This is a genomic window from Paenibacillus sp. cl6col (assembly GCF_900102125.1).
Lineage (GTDB): Bacteria > Bacillota > Bacilli > Paenibacillales > Paenibacillaceae > Paenibacillus_B > Paenibacillus_B suaedae.
Map to the genome: position 1 here is coordinate 86,272 of NZ_FNAZ01000009.1, position 21,079 is coordinate 107,350.

A 21,079-nucleotide genomic window follows, 5' to 3' on the forward strand; every position below is an offset into this window, starting at 1 on the left:
TTATATGATGATTAAGCCGCTCGCTTATAGGACAAAAGTAAAGATAATGATGGATGTTATAATACTCGGCAGCCCAATTAAAAACATCGTACCGCTGAATTTAATATTTCTTCGATGGTCTTCTTCTGGAATATGGCCCATATTAAATTTAAGCTTCGTATCATCCCTGAATAGACCCGAGAAAAGGGAACCGACTACCCACAACCCTAAACCTAAATAGCAATTGATGTTGAATAAGGAGCGGAGATCTCCATTTTGCCAAATGTACACATACAATAATGAAAGTACAATGAAAACGAGCCCAATTGCAAGACGTCGTAAGATCATATCATACCTCCTCGAATTCCACTATTACCCATCATACACCAAATTCAACCTATGTGAAAGTTAGATCAAAATAAATTCGAATAAAATCAATCAAATAAACGAGTAATGAATTTATGATGGCGATCAAGGAGACTTATGAAGCCAGCATCCTTACGAAGTTACTTGTACACCCTGAGATGTACATAGAATACGGAATGTATCGTTATCCTTATTCAAGACAACGGCGTTAAACCCTGATGTTTCATTTGTATCGGTATGGTGAAGTGATAGCCAACCACGATCAAGCAAGAATATCCGATCCAGGCTGCCGGAATCTGTTGCAATGGATGCTTGCAGCTGGTAGGCGCTGGAATACACAGTTAGATCCTCTTCAATATTCGTTGTTTGAATTTCGACTCCAGTCAATGTATATGCACTAGGCCAGACACGCGATTGCTCGTACTCGATTAACCACGGCATGTGTGGTCCAATGTAGGCCGTCTGAAAAGAGATGCTGGTTCCGTCTTCTAATGGAGCGAATTGATGGTTAGGTCCTATATAAGGTATTCCTAGACTTCTTGCAGGTTCAATAAATGAAGACAACCCCCCTGTTAGTTCTAATGCGACTCCGAAAATCCCTGCACGCTGAGAGGCAAATGCAGCGAATGCTGAGCCCAATGGCGTCTTCTGTGCTTCTTCTAAATCCTCTAAGGCGATGAGTTCAATAAATCCCTCTCTTAAATAGGCAACCTGCCCAATTGTTCCCGGGAACGGAATGACTTGCTTCGTAAATATAATGCCGGTAGTCTCTTGAATAAGATGGACGGCTTGAGACAAATTAGGTACTGCCAGTGTAACATGATCCAAAAACAGCATAGGAAATCCCTCGTTTCTTCTCAAATTACAATATTAATTGTCTGTTATATGTTGCTTCCAATGAGTAACTAGTTTTTCTAGTTGCAGCTCTGCTTCTCGTAATAATTGAATCTGTTCTCTTATCTCCTGAAGTCGTTCTTCATAAAATGCTGCAGCGCATTCAGCTTGATGATTGCTGTTATTGCTGTTACGCCCTGGCAACCCTTCACAGTTCTGAATCAGGCGCGCTATCTCATCAGTGCTAACTCCAAGCTTCAAGAATAACTGGATCAGCTGAACGCGCTGGACATCGATGTCTTCGTATATGCGATACCCATTCTCTGAACGAGCGGGGGACAGCAGATGCTTCTGCTCGTAATAACGCAGGGAACGAAGACTGACTCCTGTAAGCTTAGATAATTCACGAATATGCATTGTTGGTACCAACTCCTTCATAATGCGGCCACAAACATAGTGTAAAGGATGACATGATGTGAAGGTCAATACGTAATAATCAACATTTCTATGAGCGAGCAGGAAATGTAAGAGTAGGAACCAGTGAGGTGGTTATTTCATTATTAGATTTGAAAAGTGAATGGTGTGTTGATTTCAAAAGAAAAGAAGAGGGCAGCTAACCACAATAAGATGTTGGTTAGCTGCCCTCTTTATTATGGCTTCGTTATCGACGAATGTGATAGTTGCAGGATCTGATGGTGTATGTTCTGTTCGGACAGACCGCCATGATAACAGATGACGGTGTCAATCGGATATTTGGCCAGCTTGGAGAGAGAGTGAATTGCGCTGTTCATGTCCAGCGTCGCATGCGGGACGGGGCCTTGCAGCATTCCATCGACGCTTATCATCGCGTCGCCGGCTATCAAGATACGGCTGCGCTCCAAATAGATGCTGACATGCCCTGCTGTATGGCCAGGCGTGTGGATAATGTGGATTCCGCCACAGTAAGGAAGAACTTCATTATCCGTAATCAATCTGGTTACATTCGCTGATGGATGTATGTTACACATGGCCAAGACCTTAGGACGATGTTCTTCTGGCAGCAGCGGCAGAAGCTTCGCCATAGCTTCATGGCTTGTCTTAATGAGTGGAGATTTGCCTTCTATGTAGGGGGCGTCTTCGTGGTGTGCTATCACCTCGAGATGGCCATCCTTGGCTGATACCACATCAGGCAGACTCCCGATATGATCGAGGTCTTGATGGGTAAGCAGGACAGCATGCAATCGATCGAGCGGCACGCCTGCTTCTTGCATCGCATGCTGGATTCGAATCGAATCCCCTGGCATCCCAGTGTCGATTAGTATTGCATCCTCTTCATCCCATATTAGAGTAGGATGAATTGCTACTGGTCCTCCGATGCCTTCAGATTCCAACTCTAACATCATGACTCCTGGTGCAACGATCATAGTATATCCCTCCATCGTGAGTAAGGTTTGCCATTGCGTCTTAGCATAATATGTTTTATCACGGATGGTATTCAATATCAATAATTAAATAATATATCATAACAGATAAATAAATTATTGTCAATATGCACATCGAATCATTTTGTAAATTTGATCATCTTGAATTTACGATATTGAACGAAAAAATCGTATTCAACAGAAGAAAAGCGGCATCCGGATGGATGCCGCTTGTTTCAGTCATCTATATCGCTGTGTCAACGATGATTAAGGCAGCATACGGCCTCTCGTGCTGACATAGAGAGAATACCATTCTTCACGTGTCAATGTAATGGAAGTTGCATCCTTGCAAGCGCGGATCCGCTCTGGATTAACAGTACCAATTACAGGCTGAATATGTGCCGGATGTCTCATTAGCCATGCAAGTACAATCGCTTCGCAAGTTGTGTTGTATTGGGAAGCTAGCTTCCGAACAAGCTTCGCGGTAGCTTGAACCGATTCGGGTTCATTGTCAAGATTTCGTCCAGAGTACAAGCCTTGCGCCAGCGGTCCCCAAGATTGAATTTGAATGCCATTCATGCGGCAGTATTCGAGTGTTCCATCTGGGAAGGTATCGTCAGCAGAAGCTGCTTGATTCACGTGCACGCCTGCATCCAGCCAGCCATAGCGGGCTAAGCTCATTTCCAACTGATTTGCAACGAACGGTTCATTGAAGCATGATTGCAGAAGTCGAATCTGACCAGCACTCATATTGGATACGCCGAAATATCGCACTTTGCCGGATTGCTTCAATTGGTTGAATGCTTCAGCGACTTCTTCCGGTTCCAACAGAGGATCAGGACGGTGCAACAGCAATATGTCCAAGTATTCAATACCGAGACGACTAAGAATGCCGTCGACACTCTCTAAGATGTGAGACTTGGAGAAATCATATCTTCCCGGAATATCACCATCAGCGAAACGAATGCCGCATTTGGATTGGATAATAATCTTCTCGCGTAATCCTGGTTGCGCTTTCAGCACGTCGCCAAATACTTGCTCCGCTTTGCCGCGGGAGTAAATATTCGCATGGTCGAACATGTTGATGCCAATCTCAAGCGCCGCTTCAATAGCAGCTTCCGCACGCTTCACATGTTCATTTGTATACGGCTCATTATCCCAGCTTCCGCCCATTCCCATGCAGCCAAGCACGATGCGGCTTGCCGGAATTCCACGTTCATTCAATGGTAACGTTGTCACAAGCAATCACTCCAATGTAGTAGTCAATATTAATAGTAATCGTGTTGCTTCCTAGAGCTCGTCCAAATCATATCTGGATGATGCATACTAGTTTACTACAGCAGAGTGCTAGATTCCACTATCACATCGACTAAGAACCGCATCGGTTGTAAAATAACCTGAATGTGGTTCTTCTCATTTGGAAGGGTTTGTGCCAAGATAAGAAAGGGGAGTTGAGCACATGTTCCAAGATTTTAAGCTGATCCCAGGGAGACCAGCTTATTTGCAAGTTAGAGATTATTTGCGACTGCTCATTAATCGCGGATGGCTTACAGCTGATCAGAAGCTTCCCTCGACAAGGGAGCTTGGCAATGTATGGGGTGTAAGCCGCAACACCGTTATTGCAGCTTATCAAGAACTTGCTGATGAAGGGCTCATCTATTCAATCCCTGGGCAGGGCAGCTATGCTTCACCTGCTGAACGAGCCGATACAATTATAGCAAATATGGACTGGAACAAGAGAATGAGCGAGAAGGCGCAAACTGCTGAGCGCATGGATGTGATGAAACACGGTGTACGCGGCGAGCGCGGAATGATCTCGTTTATGAGTATTGCGCCAGATGAATCATTATTTCCACTTCAATATGTTAAGCAGGCATTGGTAGACCGTATTGCAGCCGAAGGCGAGATTATGCTGAATTACGGATATGCTCAGGGATATCAGCCGCTAATTGAAGAGTTGAAGCAATATATGGAATCTAAGGGCATTGATATGAAGGGCAAGGATATGCTCATTACGAACGGCTTCACGGAAGGACTCGATATTGTCCTATCTGCTATGGATAAGCGTCATGGGCGTGTCATTTGTGAGAATCCTACCCATCATAGTGCCATTAAATTGTTCAAGATGCATGGCCTCGAGATCGAAGGCATTGCGATGGAGCACGATGGGATGAACATGGAACAGGTAACGAATGCCTTAGAGGAACGTTCCTATGATCTGGCATACTTAATCCCATCCTATCAGAATCCTACTGGAGTGGTGATGTCTCCTAGCAAGCGGATGACTGCAATCCGCTTATTTGCCAAGCACGGCATACCCGTAATCGAAGACGGCTTTAGTGAGGAACTGCGCTATTCAGGTGCGCATGTCGCACCACTTATTGCCTGCGCTGGCGGGGCTAATCATGTTATCTATATCGGGAGTTTCTCTAAAATTTTGTTTCCAGGAATGAGAATCGGCTGGATTATTGCAGATGAGCAGCTCATTTCATATCTCGTTAGTATGAAGAGGGCTCGAACGATCCATACCTCAACATTGGATCAAGCGGTACTCTATCAATACTTACACAATGGGCATTTTGAATCTTATTTGAAAAAAGCCAAATCCGTATATAAACGCAAGTACGAATGGGCTGTACAGTGTTGTGAACAACATATTCCACTCCGCAGATTATGGGGCGATGGTGGACTCCACTTATTTATTGAACTGGATCCTTCGGTTAATGTTGAGGATGTACTTATGAAGTGCCGTGAACAGGGCGTTCTATTTACACCTGGAAGCCGATTCTACACAGATGGAGGAGGCGCCAACACATTCCGCATTGGATTTTCACGCGTATCGGAGCCAGACATCGAGCGAGGGACTCGAATCATAGGGAACGTAATAAAGCAAATCATCCAGGGGGGATAACAGATGAAGGTTGGTATCATTATGGGGGGCGTGTCTACAGAACGGGATGTCTCGCTTATGACAGGTCAGGAAATGATGAAACACCTAACTGGCAAATATGAAGCGGTACCTATTGTATTGAACAGCAAAGCAGAGCTGATTGACAAGGTTGCAGGGATTGATATCGCTCTCCTCGCCTTGCATGGGGCGTTCGGTGAAGACGGTACCATTCAAGGAACACTTGATACGCTCGGGATTCCGTATACCGGGGGCGGGATATTATCAAGCAGTTTATGTATGAATAAGCTGCTGACGAAGAAGCTAGTGAAGTTTGAAGGCTTCGCAACAGCGGATTGGCTTATGCTGCGATCGAATTCCGCCTATGATATCGATCGGATTGAGGCAGACCTAGGTTATCCGCTCGTCATTAAGCCAAACGCAGGCGGATCCAGCATCGGTGTACAGTTGGTGCACAATCGTGATGCGCTTGTCGCGGCCTTAGAGGAAGCGTTCCAATATGATTCGGAAGTGCTGATTGAGCAATATATTCAAGGCGAAGAGATCACATGCTCCATATTAGATGGAGCAATGCTGCCGATTCTATCGATTAAGCCGAAGGGGGAATTTTTCGATTATACCTCCAAGTACGAAGATGGTGGTGCGGACGAGGTAGTTATCGAGCTGCCGGAGCAAGTGATGCAGCAGGTTAGCCGGACTGCTCTTGGCGTATATGAAGCTGCGCAATGCAGTGTATACGCTCGTATTGATATGATTTTACATCAAGGAACTCCGTACGTGATTGAAGTCAATACGCTTCCTGGGTTGACGAAAAACAGCTTATTGCCTAAAAGTGCACAAGCAGCGGGGATATCGTACGGTGAGCTGCTTCATCGTATTATCGAAATCTCACTGCAAGAACGGACTTATATAAACGGGAATGCTGCTGTAGTGAATTCCTAATCCACTACAAACAATGTGATGGATAGGTATGGAAATGCATGTTCATGCACATAATAACCTTCGATCCTAGGTTAGGGAAAGGAGGGGCAGCAATGAACAACAAGCAATCTCATGATGATCAATTTGCTACAAAAGCAGAGGTTCAATCCACGAAGCTGAATAAGCTTCCTGTTCCTGAGCAGGCCAATAATGTGGAGTTTAGTGCAGAAGCTTTCGAACAAGCGGGAGCGAACCGTTCCGCAGCTAAGGACAACGATACCGTGTAATCGTGTAGGCACCTTGCCTCAGTCTTATCATACAAGACTGGGGCATTTTCCGATTTGACGCGGGCAAAGAAGGATTTTGTTTGCCATTTACTTACAGGTTACAAGGAAACACTTGAAATGTTCGGTTAGTGCTGATAGTGTGTTCTTTAGATAAAATCGATCGCAACTTGGAATAGGAAGGCGATCCGGTTGGCATGGAACGGAGGAACAGAGATGGAAGAGAATAAGAACGATCAATATGATCATCAGAAGGAATTGTTTGAGCAGCTAGGAATTACGCTGGATGCATTCACCATTCATCAGAAGGATTTTCAGATCAAATTCCGTGGATATGATCCCGATGAAGTAGATGCATTCTTGGATGATATTATTAAGGATTACAGCCAATTCTATGCGGTAATCTCTGATCTGTTGGAGAAATACAAGGAATTGAAGCTGCAAGAACGAGCAAATAAGATCTCAATGATGCATCGTGAACGTGAAGAAATCGTAAACACGGAGCCGTCTGTGGATGTCAAATTCATTGAGGAAATCGTTCGTAAAATGGAGCATAATATTACGGAATTGAAATATCGTATGACCATTGGTCAGGATTCGAACAAAGAAATATAAACAGACTAGGCGATGCACGACTGCATGTTGTACCGCAAATCGAATACATAAAGATACCCGCGGAGTCGCGGGTTTTTTGGCATGTTCTAAAGTTCGTGTTCTTATCCGGTAAGTCTCTGCGTGCTTCATGGTATTACAGCAGTGTGCCGCAATATCATATTGGCGTGCTAAATTGATTCGATTCAGATAAGTGATAGCCGCTTTCAGATTTCTGGCAGCTGCTTTTACTTAGAACGAGACCGATCGATACCAACAGCTAATGAAATAGTTAATGCGCTCCAATCTTTCTTTCATGAGTAAACCTCGTTTTCCTTTTTATATTTTTACTTTCAGCCTGTTGAGTCTCATAGGTGTAGCGAGAGATGTTCAGCAGCATGCCAACCGAAGTCATACACACAATCAGGGAAGAGCCTCCATAGCTGATGAAGGGAAGCGGGATACCTGTAATCGGCAGAAATCCAGTGGCAGCACCTATGTTCATCACAAGTTGGATGCCTATCATAGAAATAATCCCCGTACCAAGGATTAGTCCGAACGGTTCATTGCAACGCAAGGCTACAAGCAGTCCACGAGCAAGGAAGAGGAAGTAGAGCAAGAGAAAACAGATTGTACCTGATAACCCCCATTCTTCCGCAATGATGGAGAAAATGAAATCTGTGTGTGCCTCTGGCAGGTAAGACATCTTCTGTATGCTCTGCCCAAATCCAGTCCCAGCAATCCCGCCATGGGATACAGCATATAATGATTGAATCAGCTGATAGCCGCTTCCATCAGGATCGTCCCACGGATTCATAAAGGAAGTAATCCGCTTCAACCGATAGCTTTTGAACACGGCGAGGAATATGATAATGGGCGCCAGTCCTAGCAGGATGGAACGAAGATGGGACAGCTTTGCACCACCGACATAGATGATAACCCCGGTTACAATGATGATAAGCAGGGAAGAGCCGAAATCCGGCTGTTTCAATATTAATAAGGCGATGCAGCCAACCACGAATAGGAGTGGAAGCAGCCCGAGCTTGAAGCTGCGAATCTTGTCTCCCTTGCGGGCAATGAGAATAGATGCATATAGCAGCACAAATAATTTGATGAACTCCGTCGGTTGTATGGTGAAGCCGCCTATCATAAGCCAGCGCCTTGCACCATTAACATCCTTGCCAATGAGCAGGACGAGCAGTAAGGTGGCAATGGAGCCGAAGACAAGCAGGACAGATAGCTTCTTGAGTTTCGGGTAGGGAATGCACATAAACAGCAGCATAAGAACGAATCCCACACAGGCAAATCCGAGCTGGCGATCAATGAAATACCAAGGTTGTTTATAATATTGCAACGCGGTATACGAGCTTGCGCTAAATGTCATCATGATTCCGAAGCTTACCAATAAGACAGTTAGCAGCAGTAGGAGAAAGTCCGGTCTTGTTCTCCGTATTTTCATACTAGTTCCACATCCAATCTACCTAAGACGCTATGTACTGTGATTAAGAACGTATATTCTAGATCTACAAATTGAAAATCCCTCTATATACGCTAGAGGGGGATTCAATTATGCATTCGAAGCTATACAACAAATGAGTTGCAGTAAATGAAAGGAACGTCCAAAGTCAGGGAATCGTAAGGATGGCGACGATGTAAATTCCAATATATGGACATATGAATAATCATATCGTAGCTGTTCACGATTGAGCTTGTCAACTAGATTTTGGACTGTTTTACGAGGGAGAACGTGATTTCGAAAGTGTATTTCAAATGTAACATTTATCCACTGATATGATGATATAATCAACAGTGGCGATGTCACATAATGGCATCTCCGCTTGCTCTAGTTGAAGTAATCTTGGGAGGTTGCGGTATGATTCGTACAATCCAAATTGAGAAGTATCGACCCGAATTGGCAGCAGCGATCGCCGACATGTGGAATGATAGTCATGAATCATTCGGCGGCGGAAATTCAAGGATGACGGCACAGCAAGTGCGGCAGAGGGAGGAGAGTGCGGATACTCTAGACTTATACTTAGCGCTAGACGGCGAACGGGTCGTAGGCTATTGCAAAATATGTGAGTATCGGGAAGACACGGGCGCACTGTATGTGCATTTATTAAATGTCCATCCCGACTATCATGGGCAGAAGATTGGCAAGCAGCTCTTACTTCAAGTCATTGATGACACGATTACATTAGGATGGCCAAGATTGGATTTGTACACGTGGCAAAGCAATACGAAGGCGGTTCCTTTATATAAAAAATGCGGGTTCTTCTGGGAGGATCGGGATGAAACGACACATCTCATGAACTTTATCCCAACGGTAGTCCGCACAGAAGCATTGGCATCTCATTTTGAGTATTTTGATTGGTATCGGGATTCCGTGAGAGAAATCACCCTCGCACCTGATGGCATCAAGCAGAATGGGTTCGACTATTATCGGTATGAGTGGGAGAAGTCCGGCAAGAAGCTGAGAGTGGAATTTGAACGAAGAGGACGCGGTATGAGGCTGATTGATACGGATGATTATATATTGACGGCCGAGATCGCGCAGCCGGATCTGATTTGCGGAAGAACCTACTCGATTCACTACCATCTCGTAAATAAGTCAGGGAAACCTCTTCATATCGAACTTCAAGGGAAGAGTGATCGTAATATTCATTTTGATTGGCAGTCATCAATTGATGTAATTGGAGAAGCAACCCTCCAGGCAGAATTCAATGTTCAGCAATTGCAGGAGGAAATCAGCCAGTGGAGAACGACTCCAACTGTATGTACAGAGCTGTTGATCAATGGGAAATCCGCACAGTTCCGAGTCGGTGTTGTTCCGAAACAGCCCGCTGCTGTGGAATTGAGGCTTCCTGATCTCGGCGCCTTCCATAGGAAGCAAGGCGTTGCCTATCTTGACATCGCAAGTCACCTGGCAGAGTCAGCGACGTTCCGCTTCATGCTCCCTTCTCAAGATCAGATCGATTGGGAACACAGCCAGTTCGAAATTCAGATCGAGCCGCTCTCCTGCAAGTCCATTCCACTCCGGTATCAAGTTCTTCAATTCGGTTATTACCAAACCGAGCTTCTTATACAAGTTGAGACAGGGTCTGGCGAATCATTGTCATTCCTTCCGTTAATCAGTGCGTCATTCCCAGGGATAGGTGCAGCTTACGGGGGGCGTTGCAACTCAGGATGGCAGATTGGACATGGAAAATATGCAGTATCTCTCATGAAGGAGCATAACGACACAACGCTTAGCTGCGTCGGAATGGACAAGCACATGAGTCTCTTATTTCCGAAACTAGGCAAGCCATTTTCGGATGAGTTCTCCAAGGCAGCGCCTAGTCATGTGTCTTTTGCAAAAGAAGAGAACGGAGCCATGGTGAAGGAAGTGCATTACCGCTCCTCAGCTTTCCCGGGCGTCTTATTGAAAGTAATGACTCGGCTTCATGGTGATGGCATCGTTGAACGCTGGTTCGAAGCAACGAATGAAGGGGATAAGCCGCTGCTTGAAGATTTATGGATATCCCAATCCGTTCGTCATGATCTCTACCGCGCTATCATTCCTTATGCGGGTCAGTTTGTAGAAATGAATGATTCTATCGGAAGTGAATATGAGTTCTGGGATAGCAACCTAATAACGGAACGTTGGTTATTCAGCCGCGGAGACGAGCTGCCGATCGGGATAAGCTGGGGTAAGAAATACGAATTGAAGTTTCAAGGCTGGTATATGGATTTGGATACGAATATAGGGATGCTTGATGCTTGGAAGACAGTGAAGAGTGAGCCCATATTCATTTCAATGGGAAGCTTTGTGGATTGGAAGGCATTTCGAGCTTGTTCCATGCAGGAGGGATGGGATGAGCATATCGAACTTACCCCTCAGACGCAACTGCAGCCAGTAGACCGGAATCCGTTCGCGACGGGCGAACCTACCATGATCTTGGAGGATCGGAAACATGGCATATGGAGCGGCAATGTGCAGATGTCATACCGCTATTCGGCAGAGATTGAAGCCCAGTGCTCCATATCGCCTGAAGAGGAGGTAACGCGAGCAAGCGTGACGTTGCGGCCACTTCTTCAATCGATTGATGTTGTTGATGCTCACACATGCTTGGATGTAGAGCTAGGGCAGTATCATTCAGCAATCTTCCGTCAGTTATCGAGCCCGATTGATTGCACCGAGACGGTGGAGTCGGAGTATACCGTATACACGGTTGATAACGGAGTTATTCGGATGAAAGCGGCACCTGACTATTATTCTTCTCTGTTCTCGCTCGAAGTTGAAGGGGAAGAATGGTTAATGAGTAATTTCCCAGCTCGGGACGTTAAGTCATGGTGGAATCCATTTGTCGGTGGGCTTTACTCCAGCCTCGATCAGCTTACGATGCTGTCAGCCTTAAAACAAGAACGGTCTGCACAATTTGTTAAGCTGTATGATCAGCATCGTAATGAATGGCAGGGAATTCGGGTTGATCTTCATATTCGTGAGCATGAAAAGTATAAGGGGATTCGATTGAGCAATTATTATTTACTGTTGCCAGGTGTACCGGTATTATGCCAATTCACAGATGTGCATCAAGCTTCTCAAGCTTATTTGAATGATCGATTGGAGCAAGAAATGTTCATTAATAACGGGGAACCTGAGCAAAATAGCTGGCTCGAAGCGCATTCTTCGAACGGAAAGCCAATCGCTTTCCCTCAAGGTAAGGGAGTTGTCGATGTATATGAAAATTCTGATTATCGATTCGGTTCCAGGGATAAGACAGCCATTATGCACATCGTTACGGATCATACGATTTCTCGCTCGAGCGTGTATGCCAATAAAGAAGTGACACATACAAATGTGATTCACAAGCTGCACATCCCGAATGGTCATACTCAGCGTACTTCTCCCGTTATGCTGATGTTCTCGATGGAAAGAATCGAACCGGAGGCGCTAACCGATCTTCGTGCTATTCGTTTTCCGCAATCTGAGTCGGAGGTGGTCAAGGGGTGAAAATCATTGATGCCCATATGCACCTGTCCCGAATCGAGGAGTTCCAGCGTACGGCAGACGAATTATCCAAGGTAGGTTACAGTGTGAAGGGGCTTCTGCAAGAATACGCACAGCATGGTGTTGTCTTCGCTATCGGAATGGGGCTGGCAGAGACGAAAGCAGAGGGATTCCCTGATGCTGAGGCCCATAACCCGATGGTACTTGATCTTGTGGATGTGCTCCCTCCTTCGATTGCTTATTGTATTGGAATCAATCCCTATCAATGCGATGAAGAGGCATGGGCACGGATAGAGCTCGAACTGCAGAAGCCGCAAGCAGTGGGATTGAAACTATATCTCGGCTATTATCCATTCTATGCTTTCGACAGTGTCTATGATCGGGTATATGAGTTGGCTGCCAAGTACGAGGTTCCGGTTGTATTCCACTGTGGAGATACGTATTCAGAACGGGGGCTGCTGAAATACGCCCATCCGTTAACGATTGATGAAGTGGCCGTGAAGCATCGTGATGTGACGATGATGATGGCACACTTCGGTGATCCATGGGTACTGGACGGAGCAGAGGTCGTATATAAGAATCGAAACGTGTATGCAGATCTGTCGGGGCTGCTTGTGGGAGATTCAAGGCGATTTGCGCGTTTGGACGAGGAGTCGCCATTATTTTTTCAGCATTTGCGCCACGCCATCGTGTATTGTGACCGCTATGATAAGCTGCTCTTCGGAACAGATTGGCCACTTGCACCGATTGGAACCTACATTGACTTTGTGAAAACGGTCATTCCGGAGCGTCATCATGAGGAAGTATTTTATCATAACGCCTTGCAAGTATTTCCTAAGATCAGACCCCTAGTTGGGTGATGGCACAAAAATACGAATAAAGAGATAGATACCTATACGAGCTGTTGCGGGAGTGCATAGATTATCTTGTAAGGCTTCCGCTCTACCAAGAGTGGAATCACCCATACAAGCAGAGGTAAAGGATGGTCGTCATCATGAGAACGTCTCGACGCAAAGGCTCGAAACCCAAGCACAAGCTGTCCGCCTCGCCTAGAGCAGCCTCACGATCTATCAGCAAGCCGGGCAGAACGAAAGCATCTGCGCCTTACATGAATCAAAATGTAATGGGGCTGACAACCCCAACGGATCCCTCTGCATCCAATGCAGTTGCGAATCAAGAAGCTGCAGGCAACGCAGGCGGTGGTTCTTACACTTCATTGAACAGACAGTATGGAATCGATGATCTGATGAATACGTTCGGCAAAATTCAGAAGATGTTCGGCATGTTCCAGCAAGCACGATCCATGTACAGCACTTTTCAGTCATTAATGGGCCCAATTGCGCTCACAAAAGGAAATCGTGCAAAAGCAGAAGCTCGCCGTCATTCTGGAAAGCCAGTACGCAAGTCACAGCCGTCGATCCAATCTCGTTCATCTCGCAGCAATGCCAGCAAAGGACAACGGGGCGCACGGAAGTAGTGCAGCCCCTGTCTCCTTACAACGTTCCTTAGGCTGCGAAATCACCTTAAGCCGATAAATAGAGTGCTCACCAGCACATCAGCATGATTACGTGATTCCCATTGATGGGTTATATAAAATAGAACAGGGACAAAAGAAGGAGCCAGCCTTCTTTTGTCCCTGTTATCAAATATATTAGCTTATGAGTTAGCTTTGAATTTTTTCAGGCTCCGGATACGTGATGCCGAATGTATTTACAGTAACCTTTTTCATTTTTTGGTCTTTCTCCGGCTTGTCGTTAGCGCCGGTTGGTACATTCACGATCGCTTGCGCGATTTCCATCCCTTTGATCACTTTGCCAAAGGCTGCGTAATCCCCATCCAAGTGTGGTGCGTCTGCTACCATGATGAAGAATTGGGATCCTGCTGAATTCGGATCCTGAGAGCGTGCCATTGATAATACGCCTTCCGTATGCTTCAGGTCATTCTCTACTCCATTGTTCGCAAATTCTCCCTTAATGCCATAACCAGGCCCGCCAATGCCGATGCCTTGAGGATCTCCTCCTTGAATCATAAATCCTGGAATAACACGATGGAAGATCGTCCCGTCATAAAATCCTTTGTTCACGAGAGAAATAAAGTTGTTTACGGTGTTCGGAGCTTTGTCAGGATACAGCTCAATCTCAATGCTGTCTCCGCTTTCCATTTCGATCGTGACAATCGGATTTTTGGAATTGGAAGTCTTTTTGCTATCGCTGTTATCTTTCGGAGCCTCCTTGTTCGTCTCTTGACCAGACTTGGTTGTGTCTGCCGCTCCATTTTGCCCAGTACTTGGCTTGCTGCCGCAACCAGCCACGATAAGCAGTACGACTAGCATGAGCGTGAAGAATGTAATGGATTTTGTGCGATTCAAAAATATTTCCTCCTTATCCTTGCTGCAGCAACGCTGCAGTTGTCTCTCTATCACATTACCACAGATGAGCAGCGAAGCATAATCTTGAAATGATCGTATCGCCAAGTTAATGAGAATGCTTGAATCAGTTATCATGGATTCAAGGGGACGAGTACATCCTATAGTTGAGCAATGAATCCCTCAATTTGTCAGTGTTGTTCTCTTTCGTTGTGTGCTAATATGGACAATGTGTTCAAGAAGGATACATATGTACACTGTGCGAGGACATATATATTGATTTGTTTGCGTGCACTGGAGGGGAGTACATCATGAGAAAACTAGGATTATTACCGCGTATTATTATCGCAATCCTGCTCGGTACTGGAGCGGGACTAATTATGCCAGATTGGTTTATAAGAATATTTGCTACGTTTAATCATTTATTCGGGCAATTTTTGAGCTTTCTCATACCGTTAATCATTCTTGGTTTTATTATCCCAGGCATTGGAGAGTTGGGGAGGGGAGCTGGCAAGCTTCTTGGCATAACGGCATTGATTGTATATGTATCCACGGTATTGTCTGGCATGCTGGCATACGGCGTCGCCAAGACAACATTCCCGTGGCTGCTGTCTGGAGCATCTGGCCTTCGGGCGAGCAATCCAGAAGAGATGCTGCTAACAAGTTACTTCAAATTGGACATGCCACCGGTATTCGATATTATGACTGCTCTGCTGCTGTCCTTCGTGATCGGTGTCGGCATTACGTTTGTGAAGTCAAATGTCTTGCTTACCGCATCGTTGGAGTTCAAGGAGATTGTAGGCAAGGTAATCAATGCGATATTGATTCCACTATTGCCGTTCCACATTGCGGGTATCTTTATGAACATGACACAAGCAGGCGAGGTTGCATTCATTCTGCAAGTGTTCCTTAAAGTGTTCGTCGTCATTTTAGTGCTGCATGCTGTAGTCATTGTTGGACAGTATACGATCGCGGGCATAATGAACAAGCGCAACCCGATCACGATGCTGCGTACGATGCTCCCGGCGTATTTAACAGCGCTAGGGACGCAGTCTTCTTCGGCAACGATACCCGTGACCATGTCTCAAGTGAAGAAGCTTGGTACCGATGAGGAAGTATCAAACTTCGTGGTACCGTTATGTGCAACGATTCATATTACTGGCTCAACGGTTACGATTACTTCCGTAGCAAGTGCGATCATGTACATTAATGGCGCGCCATTATCGGTAAGCACAATGATGCCGTTCATCTTCATGTTAGGCATATCGATGATTGCAGCACCAAGTGTTCCTGGCGGCGGCGTCATGGCGGCAACCGGATTGTTCCAATCCATGCTCGGCTTCGATGAAGCAATGATTAGTCTTGCCATTGCACTGTATATTGCACAGGACAGCTTCGGTACGGCTGCTAATGTAACTGGTGATGGCGCGATTGCCCAAATCATTCATTCGATTAAGAACAAGTGGCAGGGGAAGACAAGGGCGGTAAAAGCATCAGAATAACAGAGATAGGTTGATTATAGGGAAGGGATAGGCGATGCACAGCTTGTCCCTTCTTTTTATATATGTTACATGTGGTAAAATGTAGAAGGGTAGTAAGGCTGCGTTCTATGAAATTCATTCACATGGTGAGGTACATAAAGGAGGTTGTCATCGTCTTGAAATGGAATAACTCGCTGCCAATGATGAAAATGATCATATCCATGTGCATCTTTGGCTCTATCGGATTTTTCTCCGAGCATACTGGATTACCGTCAATGGAGCTTGTCTTCATACGATGCATTTGCGCAACATTATTTCTGGGAATTTGCTGGGCGGCTTCAGGCCAATACCGGCGTGAACAGTGGAGCAAACGGGAATTGCTGCAAACGATAGCTTGCGGTGTATTTCTTGTGGGCAATTGGGTGTTCTTGTTCAAGTCCTTCGAGTGGATGTCGATTACGATTGCGATATCGATATATCATTTGGCTCCGGTAATTGTCGTGCTAGTTGGAAGTATCTTATTCAAGGAAAAATTAACGGTCTGGTCTATTTTATCTGTGGGGATATGCTTCGTCGGTACTGTTCTTGTTATCGGTATCGAAGGAGGCGCAAGCATGGACGAGCTGTTCACAACAGGGGTAGTGTGGGCATTCATGGCAGCCGTGTTTTATGCAATGACCACATTGTTAGGCAAGGGTGTTGTTCAACTAAGTGGGTATGCGATTACGATTGTGCAGACGAGCCTCGGGATCGTATTGCTGCTGCCATTTGTTGATATGTCGTCTTATGGTGCATTAACATGGAGCAATTGGTTCGCAATTGTGGCGACTGGCTTCATTCATACCGGATTTGTATATTTATTGTTTTTTGACAGTTTGAGAGAGCTGCCTACACGAGTCATTTCAGTACTCGTATTTCTCGATCCCGCCGTGGCAATTTTACTGGATACGTGGATCACTGGATTTCGGCCGACAGGGATGCAGATAGGGGGAATCGTTCTCATCTTTGCAGGTATGGCATGTGCAATGATAAAACCTAAAGCCAAAGCGAGGGTTAGCTATGATGGAACGCAGCATTGAATACATGACCATATCCCATTTTGCAGCGATCATGCAGTGATCACCGCAGGAAAGAAGTATATAGCACGATCATGGATGGATGACGGTTCCTTTATGGATGAATCCATATAAACAGCTTGTCCGATGTTAAAAATTCTTGGACAGAAGGACAAGATGAACGAATCTACGAAGACGGTAGCGAGTGCATTGTTCGCCATACCGGGTGGGTATGCTCAAGGGTAATATATCTCACAGGCATTATTTGAATCCTAATAGATAAAGAAGTATAAGATAGAGAACAACCCCGGCTGCAACTGCCGGGGTTGTTGGCGTAAATTAGTAACCGAAACCGAATCCGCAGCCAAAGGAACGAGTAATAATAACGAGCAAAATGAAGAGAACAAGAATTACGCCAACGCTAGTAAAACCTCCACCACAAAAGCCTCCAACTGAACCACATACTTCGGACATGTTCATTGGCTCCTTTCGTCATGCTTTTATCTTACGTTATAAGTGTATGTGGGTCAGGAGCATGGTGACTAGACGAATGGAGTGAAGAGAGCGCCTAATTTGAGGCGAGTGGCTATGCTGTTTGACAAGGCGCTCGTGATGCAACATAATAGCTCTATTGTGCCTATTTTCGTGAAGTCAATAGGTGAAGAACGATAGATACGGGGGAAATGCTGTGATGCAATTATGATGAGTTGGCTTTACTTAATCGGTGCGATTACATTGGAGATTATCGGAACCATCTCAATGAAGATGTCGAACGGTTTCACAAGACCGGTTCCTTCCATTCTCATGATTGTTTGTTATTTGCTTGCGTTTACGAGCTTGAATTTCTCACTGAAGCAGATTAATGTCAGTGTCGCTTATGCGATATGGTCAGGTGTTGGTACTGCAGCCATTGCCGTTATCGGATATTATTTCTTCTCTGAGTCAATGTCTTGGATTAAGGTTGTATCGATCTTGCTTATTATTCTCGGCGTAATTGGTTTGAATTTGCAAGGAGGCAGTCACGAAAGCCGTCCAGCCGAGGTGACGCCGCAGTCCATTGATACAGCTGCTTCTCCGGTGACTGCAGAGGACGCATCAACCACTATCTAAGGGAATATATTTAGCGGGGAACCAGACAATTGTTCTGCATAAGGTCAGGAGGAAACACCTTCTGCCTGTATAACTTCCTTAAGAAGCTGAATAGGAAGGGTGAAGGAATTCAACATGTCTGATCCCATTATATCTATAATCTTTCACTCTCATGAATTGAACGGCAGCCCTCGGCGAGTTACCTCGTCTGAGGGCTTTTTTTGTAGCTGGCAACAGAAGTATAGGGAGCACAGGGATTGGAAATGGAGTTTGACATTCTGAAGTCGAGTAGAGTACTATGGGTTTTGACTAATAAGTCAAAAATAAAACTTATAGGTTCTTAGAAGAGGTGGAGAACATTGTCAACAAAAAAGCAAGGTTCAGGTTCGCTTGTTATCCTCATGGTTAACATGTTCATTGCTATGGTTGGAATGGGGCTGATCATTCCGATTATGCCGAAATATGTGACGGCGTTTGGGGCTACGGGGCAAGCAATGGGGTATTTGGTGGCGGCATTTGGATTAACGCAATTTCTGTGCTCGCCGATTGCTGGCGAGTTGTCTGACAAATACGGCAGAAAGCTGCTAATCGTAACGGGAATTGGTTTATTTACCGTTTCACAGCTACTGTTCGGTATGGCTGAACACATGTGGATGTTGTATGTATCACGACTGCTAGGCGGAATGTCAGCAGCGTTAATGACACCTCCGATGATGGCCTATGTAGCGGACATTACGACGGAAGAGAAACGGGGGAAGGGGCTCGGCATGCTTATGGCTTCCATGACGCTCGGCGTTGTTATAGGGCCTGGTATCGGAGGCATGTTGGCGGAATACGGAATTCGAGTTCCTTTTTACGCAGCAGCAGCACTTGCTGGATTGTCTACGGTAGTCTCATTGTTGTTCCTGCCTGAATCTCTGTCTGTCGAGGAACGGATGGCAGCGAGAAGCAACACGAAGAAGAAGGAAAATTTGCTCCGACAGATGGCCGCTTCTGCGAAGGCGCCGTATTTCATGCTGCTTGTGCTGGTGTTCGCATTAACGTTCGGATTGCAGAATTTTGAAGCGATATTTGGTTTGTATGTTGATGTGAAATATGGATTTACGCCGAAGGATATTTCCTTAATGATTACACTCGGTGCGATAATCGGAGTCATCTGTCAAGCTGTCCTAATTGAGCGCCTGTTGCGAACATTCGGTGAGAAGAAGATTCTGCTCACGATGTTTGGATTATCTGCAATCAGTATGATTTTGTTGTTGTTCGTCTCGAATTATTTTCTTATTTTCTTTGTTACGATGTTATTCTTCGTGGCAACATCCATCGTACGGCCTGCAATCAATACGTTATTGTCGAAGATGGCAGGGAATGAGCAAGGGTTCGTTGCAGGAATGAACAATGCTTATATGAGTCTTGGCAATATTATTGGGCCAGCGATTGCGGGAATCCTGTTTGATATTCATGTTCAGATCCCCTATGCATTTGGCGCCATTGTGTTGCTCGCAAGTGCGGGCATGCTTATTGGCTGGAAGCAGGATGCATCATATACCAGTGCAGCACAGCGAGGAGAAATGGTTCAATAATCGGTGTATTTTGGCTCAATCGGAGTAGATGATAAGTTTATCTTCATATGTCCAATCCCATGTGGTTGCAGGTAATGGCCACTTTTTGTTATGATATTGAGAACTCAATAGTCATATTAAGAACTTATTAGGAACCAAGTGTGGAGGACAGCGAATGGAAGAGCATATGCCAGAGAAGAAGAAGCAGATTCTATTATCGGCTATGAAATTGTTTGCATCCAAGGGATACGTACAGACGACGATGCAGGAAGTCGCTTCCTTCTGTAAAATGTCAAAAGGAAGTGTGTATCAATATTATAGTTCCAAGGATGAGCTGCTGCTGAACATCTTCATGTATCAATCCAAATTATTGAAGGATCGCTTGCTGATGTTGGAGCGCGAGAAACAGCCTAATCCTCGTGAACGGTTAATAAGCAAAATCGGGGTTTATATTCACATCTGGAACGAACATCCTGAGTTTATCAAGATGCAGATACGGGATAATACGAAGCATACCGAAAGCAAAGAGCTTCGTGAACACATGCAGCAAATGAATAAGTTTAATATAGAGACGCTGATGGAATCATTGCAAGATATCTATGGGGAGCAATTCAGCCCTTATATGCTTGACAGCGCAACGTTGCTTAGCAGTCTGATTTTTACCTATATGTATATGAAGCTATTCGACAATTTCCCCATCGAGATGGACAGCCTCAGCAGGTATATTGTTACGATCATGGACTATGTGGCCGAAGGGATGTTGAAGCATGGACCGGAGCCAATACTGAATGGAAGCATGGTCGGATTCGATGAGGAGCATTTGAAGCCAAAGCAATTGCATCCGCTTGTGCTTGTGAAGCAGCTGAGAGAGGCTGTAGAGAGTATGGACATGGATTCGAAGGAGAAGAAAAGCTGGAATAAGCAAGATGTTCTGGATTCTATTCAAGTGCTGGAAGAAGAACTGCTGCAAGTACGTCCCCGTAAGGTGATCTTGCTCGGAATGCTGTCAAATTTAAAAGAGATGGCCCCCTGGACTTCCGTGTATGAACGCCTATGCAAATCTATTGAAGCGTTGTCCGGATATGAACCAAGCACTCTTCGCTAATATGCGGAGAGTGTTTTTTTGCTCACTACGATGTATGTATGTATGTATGAAAATGTCACAATATCGTAGCTTAATAGGGGCGTAGATGGTAAAAATAGACTTGCAATTACGATACAATAAGAGTAAAAACGATGTGGTATCGTAATGTGGAG

General features: G+C 45.2%; 21 protein-coding genes. 13 read left to right on the top strand and 8 right to left on the bottom strand.

What is annotated here, in order from left to right:
* Positions 1-24: 24 nt before the first annotated feature.
* The 5 genes from BLS15_RS30070 to BLS15_RS21650 form a co-directional block, all read right to left on the bottom strand.
* A complete protein-coding gene (locus BLS15_RS30070) occupies positions 25-327 on the bottom strand; it encodes a DUF5316 family protein (protein WP_021255038.1) in 303 nt (100 codons plus the stop codon).
* A 150-nt stretch (positions 328-477) separates the two neighbouring features.
* Complete coding sequence (locus BLS15_RS21635) at positions 478-1,182, bottom strand: VOC family protein (protein WP_021255037.1); 705 nt, start codon at positions 1,180-1,182, stop codon at positions 478-480.
* 33 nt (positions 1,183-1,215) lie between these two features.
* A complete protein-coding gene (locus BLS15_RS21640) occupies positions 1,216-1,596 on the bottom strand; it encodes a MerR family transcriptional regulator (protein ID WP_021255036.1) in 381 nt (126 codons plus the stop codon).
* A gap of 233 nt (positions 1,597-1,829) precedes the next feature.
* A complete protein-coding gene (locus tag BLS15_RS21645; RefSeq protein WP_090513714.1) occupies positions 1,830-2,582 on the bottom strand; it encodes an MBL fold metallo-hydrolase in 753 nt (250 codons plus the stop codon).
* Positions 2,583-2,846: 264 nt separating this feature from the next.
* Entirely contained in the window at positions 2,847-3,818 is a 972-nt protein-coding gene (locus BLS15_RS21650; protein ID WP_021255034.1) for an aldo/keto reductase, read from the bottom strand.
* A 220-nt stretch (positions 3,819-4,038) separates the two neighbouring features.
* On the opposite strand from BLS15_RS21650, the gene BLS15_RS21655 reads away from it, so the two are divergent.
* The 4 genes from BLS15_RS21655 (at position 4,039) to BLS15_RS29875 (ending at position 7,307) form a co-directional block, all read left to right on the top strand.
* Positions 4,039-5,490 (top strand): MocR-like pyridoxine biosynthesis transcription factor PdxR, encoded by a 1,452-nt coding sequence (locus tag BLS15_RS21655; RefSeq protein WP_021255033.1) that lies wholly within the window; start codon positions 4,039-4,041, stop codon positions 5,488-5,490.
* Between the two features lie 3 nt (positions 5,491-5,493).
* Complete coding sequence (locus tag BLS15_RS21660) at positions 5,494-6,429, top strand: D-alanine--D-alanine ligase (RefSeq protein ID WP_021255032.1); 936 nt, start codon at positions 5,494-5,496, stop codon at positions 6,427-6,429.
* A 92-nt stretch (positions 6,430-6,521) separates the two neighbouring features.
* Complete coding sequence (locus tag BLS15_RS29125) at positions 6,522-6,695, top strand: hypothetical protein (RefSeq protein ID WP_175460821.1); 174 nt, start codon at positions 6,522-6,524, stop codon at positions 6,693-6,695.
* 213 nt (positions 6,696-6,908) lie between these two features.
* Entirely contained in the window at positions 6,909-7,307 is a 399-nt protein-coding gene (locus tag BLS15_RS29875) for a DivIVA domain-containing protein (RefSeq protein ID WP_028531508.1), read from the top strand.
* Positions 7,308-7,575: 268 nt separating this feature from the next.
* On the opposite strand, the gene ftsW is transcribed toward BLS15_RS29875, so the two are convergent.
* Positions 7,576-8,742: a putative lipid II flippase FtsW gene (ftsW, locus tag BLS15_RS21670; RefSeq protein WP_021255030.1), complete on the bottom strand. Its 1,167-nt coding sequence runs from the start codon at positions 8,740-8,742 to the stop codon at positions 7,576-7,578.
* Positions 8,743-9,156: 414 nt separating this feature from the next.
* Between ftsW and BLS15_RS21675 the strand changes: the two genes are divergently transcribed.
* The 3 genes from BLS15_RS21675 (at position 9,157) to BLS15_RS21685 (ending at position 13,750) form a co-directional block, all read left to right on the top strand.
* On the top strand, positions 9,157-12,276 hold the full coding sequence (locus tag BLS15_RS21675) for a GNAT family N-acetyltransferase (protein WP_175460822.1): 3,120 nt from the start codon (positions 9,157-9,159) through the stop codon (positions 12,274-12,276).
* A complete protein-coding gene (locus BLS15_RS21680) occupies positions 12,273-13,133 on the top strand; it encodes an amidohydrolase family protein (protein WP_021255028.1) in 861 nt (286 codons plus the stop codon). Before BLS15_RS21675 ends, BLS15_RS21680 begins: the two co-directional genes overlap by 4 nt.
* A gap of 134 nt (positions 13,134-13,267) precedes the next feature.
* Complete coding sequence (locus tag BLS15_RS21685; protein ID WP_090513720.1) at positions 13,268-13,750, top strand: hypothetical protein; 483 nt, start codon at positions 13,268-13,270, stop codon at positions 13,748-13,750.
* Between the two features lie 186 nt (positions 13,751-13,936).
* Here the strand turns inward: BLS15_RS21685 and BLS15_RS21690 are convergent, their stop codons facing one another.
* Entirely contained in the window at positions 13,937-14,605 is a 669-nt protein-coding gene (locus BLS15_RS21690) for a peptidylprolyl isomerase (protein WP_081677008.1), read from the bottom strand.
* 344 nt (positions 14,606-14,949) lie between these two features.
* Here BLS15_RS21690 and BLS15_RS21695 point away from each other — a divergent pair, with 344 nt between their 5' ends.
* The 3 genes from BLS15_RS21695 (at position 14,950) to BLS15_RS29220 (ending at position 17,420) form a co-directional block, all read left to right on the top strand.
* On the top strand, positions 14,950-16,140 hold the full coding sequence (locus BLS15_RS21695; RefSeq protein ID WP_021255025.1) for a dicarboxylate/amino acid:cation symporter: 1,191 nt from the start codon (positions 14,950-14,952) through the stop codon (positions 16,138-16,140).
* A gap of 155 nt (positions 16,141-16,295) precedes the next feature.
* Positions 16,296-17,198, top strand: a complete 903-nt coding sequence (locus BLS15_RS21700; RefSeq protein WP_021255024.1) for a DMT family transporter — start codon at positions 16,296-16,298, stop codon at positions 17,196-17,198.
* A 123-nt stretch (positions 17,199-17,321) separates the two neighbouring features.
* On the top strand, positions 17,322-17,420 hold the full coding sequence (locus BLS15_RS29220; protein ID WP_217635871.1) for a Dyp-type peroxidase: 99 nt from the start codon (positions 17,322-17,324) through the stop codon (positions 17,418-17,420).
* A 93-nt stretch (positions 17,421-17,513) separates the two neighbouring features.
* On the opposite strand, the gene BLS15_RS29225 is transcribed toward BLS15_RS29220, so the two are convergent.
* Positions 17,514-17,648, bottom strand: a complete 135-nt coding sequence (locus BLS15_RS29225) for a sporulation protein YjcZ (protein ID WP_197035277.1) — start codon at positions 17,646-17,648, stop codon at positions 17,514-17,516.
* Positions 17,649-17,876: 228 nt separating this feature from the next.
* Between BLS15_RS29225 and BLS15_RS21705 the strand changes: the two genes are divergently transcribed.
* From BLS15_RS21705 to BLS15_RS21715, 3 genes are all read left to right on the top strand, one after another.
* On the top strand, positions 17,877-18,284 hold the full coding sequence (locus tag BLS15_RS21705) for a DMT family transporter (RefSeq protein WP_036591753.1): 408 nt from the start codon (positions 17,877-17,879) through the stop codon (positions 18,282-18,284).
* Positions 18,285-18,622: 338 nt separating this feature from the next.
* Positions 18,623-19,843, top strand: a complete 1,221-nt coding sequence (locus BLS15_RS21710; RefSeq protein WP_021255022.1) for an MFS transporter — start codon at positions 18,623-18,625, stop codon at positions 19,841-19,843.
* Positions 19,844-19,997: 154 nt separating this feature from the next.
* On the top strand, positions 19,998-20,927 hold the full coding sequence (locus tag BLS15_RS21715) for a TetR/AcrR family transcriptional regulator (protein ID WP_021255021.1): 930 nt from the start codon (positions 19,998-20,000) through the stop codon (positions 20,925-20,927).
* Positions 20,928-21,079 lie beyond the last annotated feature (152 nt).